The 7,002-nt window shown below is 69.1% G+C and carries 7 protein-coding genes; 4 read left to right on the top strand and 3 right to left on the bottom strand.

Translation table 11 applies throughout. The annotated features are described in order from the left end of the window. Positions 1-799, bottom strand: a 799-nt coding sequence (locus AAC997_RS17990; protein WP_340647081.1) for a thioesterase family protein, incomplete at its 3' end; no start/stop codon positions are given. Between the two features lie 163 nt (positions 800-962). Between AAC997_RS17990 and AAC997_RS17985 the strand changes: the two genes are divergently transcribed. Then, a complete protein-coding gene (locus AAC997_RS17985) occupies positions 963-1,763 on the top strand; it encodes a pseudouridine synthase (protein WP_340647080.1) in 801 nt (266 codons plus the stop codon). Between the two features lie 36 nt (positions 1,764-1,799). Here the strand turns inward: AAC997_RS17985 and AAC997_RS17980 are convergent, their stop codons facing one another. Together AAC997_RS17980 and bla are read right to left on the bottom strand one after the other, a co-directional pair. Further along, a complete protein-coding gene (locus tag AAC997_RS17980; protein ID WP_340647079.1) occupies positions 1,800-3,017 on the bottom strand; it encodes an NADP-dependent isocitrate dehydrogenase in 1,218 nt (405 codons plus the stop codon). Positions 3,018-3,141: 124 nt separating this feature from the next. Then, positions 3,142-4,158: a class A beta-lactamase gene (bla, locus tag AAC997_RS17975; protein ID WP_340647078.1), complete on the bottom strand. Its 1,017-nt coding sequence runs from the start codon at positions 4,156-4,158 to the stop codon at positions 3,142-3,144. Between the two features lie 60 nt (positions 4,159-4,218). Between bla and AAC997_RS17970 the strand changes: the two genes are divergently transcribed. The 3 genes from AAC997_RS17970 to AAC997_RS17960 all read left to right on the top strand — a co-directional run. Then, on the top strand, positions 4,219-4,998 hold the full coding sequence (locus tag AAC997_RS17970) for an RNA methyltransferase (protein ID WP_340647077.1): 780 nt from the start codon (positions 4,219-4,221) through the stop codon (positions 4,996-4,998). Between the two features lie 5 nt (positions 4,999-5,003). After that, positions 5,004-6,077: a nitronate monooxygenase gene (locus AAC997_RS17965; protein WP_340647076.1), complete on the top strand. Its 1,074-nt coding sequence runs from the start codon at positions 5,004-5,006 to the stop codon at positions 6,075-6,077. 11 nt (positions 6,078-6,088) lie between these two features. Further along, positions 6,089-7,002: DUF1254 domain-containing protein (locus tag AAC997_RS17960; protein WP_340647075.1), on the top strand; the 914-nt coding region annotated here is incomplete at its 3' end.

Here is a 7,002-nt window from a genome sequence, read left to right as displayed (position 1 = left end):
GCACCGGCCGGTACCAGGCCAGCTGCTCGCTGGTGGCCAGGAGCTTGCCGTCGCGGCTCCAGTAGCTGGAGCGTTCGTCCGACGCGCCGCCGCCGCCGACCCGGCCTTCGCATTCGATCAGGATGAAGTCGTCACCGACCTTGGCGAGCTCCTCCTTGGTGGCGTGCAGGTAGACCGTGAGCGACAGGGTGGTGTTGTTGATGGTGCGGCCCAGCGCGTACATGGCGCGCGGCGCGGAATTGTCGGTGACCATGCCCAGCAGGGCCTTGTCCCACGGCCCGCGGCGCGAGCGGACCCAGACGAGGCTGCGGGAATCGCCGCTGACCGGGGGCGGGAAGGTATCCTGGCCCCGGCGTTCGAAGGCCAGGGCGCCGTAGTGCAGGGGCGTGCCCGGGTGGTCGGGGCTGGGGAGGCTTTCCGGCGTCGGGGCGTCGGGGATCCTGGCGAAGGCGAAGGACGGGGTCTCGGGACGGCGCGCCATGGTGACCATGCCGTGGACGCCCACCTGGTCGGAGCCCGCCGCCAGCAGCTCGACTTCCCAGACCCCGATGGAGCCGCCCTGACGCAGGCGCCGTGTGCGGATATCCACCTGGCCCGAGGGCAGGGCGGCGGCGTAGGTGAGGGTCAGCGACAGGGCCTCGCCCACCGCCTCGGGCTCAGCCTCCAGCACCTTGATGAACAGGCCGATGGCGTAGCCGCCCCAGAGCCCGCCGCCGGGGTTCTGCCATTCCGGTCCGGCGAAGGTGGTCCAGCGGCCGGGAGCGACAGGGGTGAGGGCGATGGTGTCGGACTGGGTCATGTCAGGTCTCTAACCCACCGCCGCAGCGTCAGGGAAGACGCCTCGCGGCGCGGGCGAGGTTGGCGATCCGCCAGCGGTGATCCCGGATCGCGAACGCCCAACACATTGCGCCAGGCCCGATGGGGAGTGGACGGAACAGCAGGTTTCCGGCCAAAGAAGCGTCATGGCCTGGACCAAGACCTATGACGAAGCCGAGCCGCAGCGGGTCAACCGCTGGCTGGCCCAGAGCGGGGTGTGCTCGCGCCGCGAAGCCGAGGGGCTGATTCTCCAGGGCCTGGTGAGCATCGACGGCCAGACCGTCGAGGACGCCGGGCGCAAGATCGAGCCGGGTCAGACCCTGGTGCTGAGCGACGGCGCCCAGTCGAAGCTGGAAGCCACCCTGACGGTGGTGATCAACAAGCCGGTGGGGATCGTCTCGGCCCATCCCGAGCCCAACCAGATACCAGCCGTGCGCCTGCTGACCGTCGGCGCCCTGTTCGGCGCCGACGCGGTGATCCCCGGCCTGGAGAACCGGCTGGCCCCGGTCGGGCGCCTGGACATGGACTCGCGTGGCCTGCTGATCCTCTCGGAGGACGGGGTGGTGGCCAAGGCCGTCATCGGGCCGGAGTCGGACCTGGAGAAGGAATACCGGGTCAAGGTCACGGGGCCGATCACCGACAAGAAGCTGGCCATGCTGCGCCACGGCCTGCAACTGGACCGTCGCCAACTGCGCCACGCCAAGGTCACCCTGATCGGCGACCAGATGCTGCGCTTCGTGCTGAAGGAGGGCCGCAACCGCCAGATCCGGCGGATGTGCGACCTGGTGGACCTGCGGGTGGTCGACCTGCAGCGGGTGCGGATCGGTTCGCTGAAACTGGGAGACCTGCCGGAGGGGCGCTGGCGGGCGATCACGCCGCAGGAGCGAGCCGAACTGATCCACCCGCCGGCGCATCCGGAGCGGCTGAAGACACGGCCGCGCACATGATCCTTCTCCCGCAAGGGGAGAAGGGACCCGTTATTCTCAGGCTTCGGCGAGCGCCTTGTCGAGGTTGACCGCGACCTTGTCGATGAAGCCTTCGGTGGTCAGCCAGCCCTGGTTGTCGCCCACCAGCAGGGCCAGGTCCTTGGTCATGGAGCCGCTTTCCACGGTCTCCACGCAGACGCGTTCCAGGGTGCGGGCGAAGCGGTCGAGGGCTTCGTTGCCGTCCAGCTTGGCGCGGTGTTCGAGACCCCGCGTCCAGGCGAAGATCGAGGCGATCGAGTTGGTCGAGGTGCTCTCGCCCTTCTGATGCTGGCGGAAGTGGCGGGTGACGGTGCCGTGGGCGGCCTCGGCCTCCATGGTCTTGCCGTCCGGGGTGATCAGCACCGAGGTCATCAGGCCGAGCGACCCGAAGCCCTGCGCCACCTGGTCGGATTGCACGTCGCCGTCGTAGTTCTTGCAGGCCCAGATGAAGCCGCCGGACCATTTCAGGGCCGAGGCCACCATGTCGTCGATGAGGCGGTGCTCGTAGGTGATGCCGGCTTCCTTGAACTGCGCCGCGTACTCGGCGGCGAAGATCTCGGCGAAGATGTCCTTGAAGCGGCCGTCATAGCCCTTGAGGATCGTGTTCTTGGTCGACAGATACAGCGGATAGGTGCGCTGCAGGGCGTAGGCGAAGGAGGCGTGGGCGAAGTCGCGGATCGAGTCGTCCAGGTTGTACATGGCCATGGCCACGCCGGAGCCGGGATAGTCGAACACCTCGTGCTCGATGACCTGGCCGTCCTTGCCTTCCCACTTGATGGTCATCTTGCCGGGGCCGGGCACCTTGAAGTCGGTGGCGCGGTACTGGTCGCCGAAGGCGTGGCGGCCGATGATGATCGGCTGGGTCCAGCCCGGGATCAGCCGGGGAACGTTCTGGCAGATGATCGGTTCGCGGAAGACGACGCCGCCGAGGATGTTGCGGATCGTGCCGTTGGGCGACTTCCACATCTTCTTCAGGCCGAACTCTTCGACGCGGGCTTCGTCGGGGGTGATGGTCGCGCACTTGATGCCGACGCCGTATTTCAGGATCGCCTCGGCCGACTCGACGGTGATCTTGTCGTCGGTGGCGTCGCGGCTCTCCATGCCCAGGTCGTAATAGGCCAGGTCGATATCGAGATTGGGCAGGATCAGCTTGTCCTTGATCCACTGCCAGATGATGCGGGTCATCTCATCGCCATCGATATCGACGACAGGATTGGCGACTTTGATCTTGGCCATGAGGGCGATGCGCTCCGGGGCGTAAAATTGACTTTGGGGCCGTATACTAGGCGTCGGCCTCGACGCAAAGGGCGCGGAGGGCGCCAGAGCCGTTTAGATGCAAGGCGTTCTCAGCCAAGGAACGCTATTGAACGCCTCTGGTCACGGCGCGCGCGACGTCAGCCACGATCTTCGCGTTCCCGGCATTGTCCAGGGTCGAGCCCGACAGAAAAACCGCCACCGCATAGCGCCGCCCGTCGGGCAGGGTGACGATGCCGATATCGTTGAAGGCGGGGTTCATGCCCTGGTCGGTCCGCGCCGTGCCGGTCTTGTGGGCGAGGCTGGAGCCTGAGGGGAAACCGGCCTTCAACCGATCCTGGCCGGTGGTGGTCTGGGTCATGATCTGCAGCAGCAGCGTCTTCGACGCCGGGGAGATCAGTTCGCCATCGTCCAGCTTGTCGAGGAACGTCAGGACGCCGCGGGGCGTGGCGGTGTCCTGGGGATCGGCAAGATAGGCCGCCGCCGCCCTGCGCCGGGTCGCAGGCGGCACGGTGTTGAAGGCGGCCATATAGGCCTGCTGACCCTTCCAGGCGGGGCGGAAGGAGGCCATGCCGATGCTGTCAGGTTGGAGCTGGCGTTCATAGCGGTCGATGCGCAACTCCTCGATCTTCTCGCCCACCAGCCAGGCGGTGACCGCGCCGGGGCCGCCGATCTTCTTCATCAGCACGTCGGCGGCGGTGTTGTCCGAAGCCCCGGTGGCGGCTGTCAGAAGTTCGCGCACCGTATAGTCGCGCCTGACCGGATAGGCGTCGGCGATGGGGCTGAGCGGGGGGGAGAGGTCCCCCTCGGTGAGGGTGATGGGGTCGTCCAGTCGCAGCCGCCCGGCGTCCACCTCGGCCAGAACGGCGGCGCCCAGGGGCGCCTTGAACACGCTCTGCATAGGGAAGCGGCGTTCGCCGTTGAAGTCCCAGGTTTCGGCGCTTTCCAGGTTCATGAGGCCGACACCGAGCACGCCGGGCCGCGCGCGGTCGGCGATCTCCGACACCTCGGTGGTGAGTTTGGCCAGGTTCAGGGGCGGGGTCTGCGACGCCCGTTGAGGTGAGCCGGAGCCGCAGGCGGCCAGGGCCAGGGACGCGATGGAGAGCACAAGGGGGAGACGCATGTGGCGACCTTAGCGCAAAGCGCTCTTGCCATTCAGGGCGCAAGGGATTGAAAACGCGCCATGTCCACAGGTTCCCCGCCCTGCATCATCCTCAATGCGCCCCAACTCGCCCAGAACATCGGCGCGGTGGCGCGCGCCATGGCCAATTTCGGCTTGGCCGACCTGCGCCTGGTCAATCCCCGCGACGGCTGGCCGCAGGAGCGCGCCTGGTCGTCGGCCTCGGGCGCCGAGTGGCCGCTGAACGCCGCCCGGGTCTATGACAGCGTCGAGGCCGCCATCGCCGACCTGCACCTGGTCTATGCGACGACGGCGAGACCCCGGGAACTGCAGCTTCCCATTCTCACCCCGCGCGAGGCGGCCGGAAATCTGATCCACGAGGTGGGCGAGGGCCGCAATGTCGGCCTGCTGTTCGGCGGCGAGCGGGCGGGTCTGGAAACCGCCGACATCGCGCTGTGCCAGGCGGTGGTGACTCTGCCCATCGATCCGCGCTTCCGGTCGCTGAACCTGGCCCAGGCGGTGATCATCCTGGCCTATGAGTGGCGCATGACCCAGGCGACCGGCGCGCCGGCCATCTTCCGCGACGGCCCGCCGCCGGCTGAGGCGGCCGCCATGCAGGGGTTGTACGACCATTTCGAGAGTGAGCTGGAGGCCGCCGGTTTCTTCCATCCGCCGGAGAAGAAACCTTCGATGATGCAGAACCTGCGCTCGGCGCTCGGCCGCGCCCGGTTCTCCGACCAGGAGGTGCGCACCTTCCGCGGCGTCGTCACCGCCCTATCTAAGGGCCGCGGCCGGGCCCTGCACAAGCTCGCCCGCGAAAAGGCCAAGCAAGACACGGAGTAGGCGTCATGGACTTTGCGGCCTTCCTGCGCGCCTTGCCGATCCCGATCCTGCAGGCGCCGATGGTGGGCGCCTCCTCACCGGAGATGGCGGTGGCGGTCAGCAAGGCCGGTGGTCTCGGCGCGCTGGGGGCAGGGGGCCTGGCGCCCGCCGATATCGAGCCGGCAGTGGCGGCCCTGAGAGCCGCAACGGACCGGCCGTTCGGCGTGAACCTGTTCATCAACCCGGCGGCCCGCCCTGGCGCGGAGGTGGTGGACGGCGCCCTTGAGCGCCTCGCCCCCTGGTACGCCGAGATCGGCGCAGACCTGCCGGCGGCGCCCAACGACTTCGCGCCGGGCTTCGAAGGCCAGTTCGCCGCCCTGGTGCGCGCGGCGCCGGCGGTGGCCTCCTTCACCTTCTCCATCCTGACGCAGGACCAGGTGGACGCCCTGCATGCGGCGGGCAGCTACGTGGTCGGGACGGCCACCACGGTGGCGGAAGCCCGCGCCTGGGCTGCTGTCGGGGCAGACGGGATCAGCGCCCAGGGCTCCGAGGCGGGCGGCCATCGCGGCCACTTCCTGGCGGAGACTGAAAGTAGCCTGGTGGGGACCATGGCGCTGGTCGCCACCATCCGCGCCGCCGTCGACACTCCGGTGATCGCGGCGGGCGGCATCATGGACGGACGCGGCGTGGCCGCCGCCCTGGCTCTGGGCGCCAACGCGGTCCAGATGGGCACGGCTTTCCTGCTGGCCGACCAGACGGCGGTGAGCGCGCCTTGGCGCAGCGCTCTGGAGGCCGCCGGCGACGATCCGACCCGTCTCACGCGGGCCTTCACCGGCCGCCATGCGCGCGGGATCGAGAACCGCTTCATGGCGCAGATGCGAGGCGTCGAGGACGAGGTCCCGGCCTATCCGGTCCAGAACCGCTTGACCCAGCCGCTGCGCGCCGCCGCGGCCAAGGCCGGGCAGGCCGAGATGCTGTCGCTGTGGGCGGGGCAGGGCGTAAGGCTTGCGAAGCCGGGTGATGCGGGCGAGATGGTCGGTAAATGGTGGGAGGAGGCCAAGGTCGCCTCCCGGGACCTGGCGGAGCGGCTGGGCCAGTAGGGGGAACGAAAATGGCGAAGACTGACCTGGCCGCCTTGCAGGCCGCCGCCCGCGACGCCTGGCTCTTCACCCTGCCGCTGGTGGAGATCGCCACCACCCGGGCTCGGGGGCAGGCCAATGGCTCGCCGATGAACGTCTTTGGTCACATGCGCCGGCTGGCCGACCACAGGGCGCGCGCGGTGACGACGCCCAACAACGACACCTTTTATTCTACCGCCCAGGTGGACCTCTCCCAAGGGCCGGTGACGATCAATGTCCCGGCCACCGGAGAGCGCTATTTCTCGCTGGCCCTGATGGACTCCTACACCAACAATTTCGCGATCCTGGGGACGCGGACCACCGGGCCGGATGGCGGGATCTTCACCCTGGTCGGCCCGACCGACGCCGCCGAAGGCCCCAATGTGGTCCGCTCGCCCACCAACCACGTCTGGGCGCTGGCCCGCATCCTGGTCGACGGCCCGCACGACGTGGACGGCGCCAAGGCCGTGCAGCACGGTCTCTCCATGCAGGGGCCGGCCGCCACGCCGCCGGGTCCCTTCGCCCATCGCGGCGCGTCCTGGGCGGAGTATTTCGCGACCGCCGCGCAGTTGATGGCGCTGAACCCGCCCCAGGTCTCCGACCGCGCCTTACTGGCCGGCATGGCGCCGCTGGGTCTGGCGGACTTCGACGCCACGCGGTTCTCCGCCGAAGAAGTCGCCGCCATCGAGGCCGGCGTCGCCGAGGCCCGCATCGCCGCGCGCAAGGGCGGTCTTTCCGGCGCGGGCTTTACGGACGGCTGGTCCTACCCCTCGGCGCGGCTCGGCGACTTCGCCCAGGACTACGGCCTGCGCGCCTCGGTGGCGGTCTCGGGCCTGGCCGCCCTGCCCCCGGCCGAGGCCATGTACATGCGGGCCGAAGGCGACCTGCCGGGCGCCCTCTTCGACGG

The organism is Phenylobacterium sp. (assembly GCF_037968635.1).
Classification (GTDB): Bacteria; Pseudomonadota; Alphaproteobacteria; order Caulobacterales; family Caulobacteraceae; genus Phenylobacterium.
This window is presented reverse-complemented; position numbering and strand designations above follow the sequence as displayed.

Excerpts from the sequence above, each read along its gene's own strand:
- AAC997_RS17985 (WP_340647080.1), top strand. The coding sequence starts at position 963 with ATGGCCTGGACCAAGACCTATGACGAAGCCGAGCCGCAGCGGGTCAAC.
- AAC997_RS17980 (WP_340647079.1), bottom strand. The coding sequence starts at position 3,017 with ATGGCCAAGATCAAAGTCGCCAATCCTGTCGTCGATATCGATGGCGAT.
- bla (WP_340647078.1), bottom strand. The coding sequence starts at position 4,158 with ATGCGTCTCCCCCTTGTGCTCTCCATCGCGTCCCTGGCCCTGGCCGCC.
- AAC997_RS17970 (WP_340647077.1), top strand. The coding sequence starts at position 4,219 with ATGTCCACAGGTTCCCCGCCCTGCATCATCCTCAATGCGCCCCAACTC.
- AAC997_RS17965 (WP_340647076.1), top strand. The coding sequence starts at position 5,004 with ATGGACTTTGCGGCCTTCCTGCGCGCCTTGCCGATCCCGATCCTGCAG.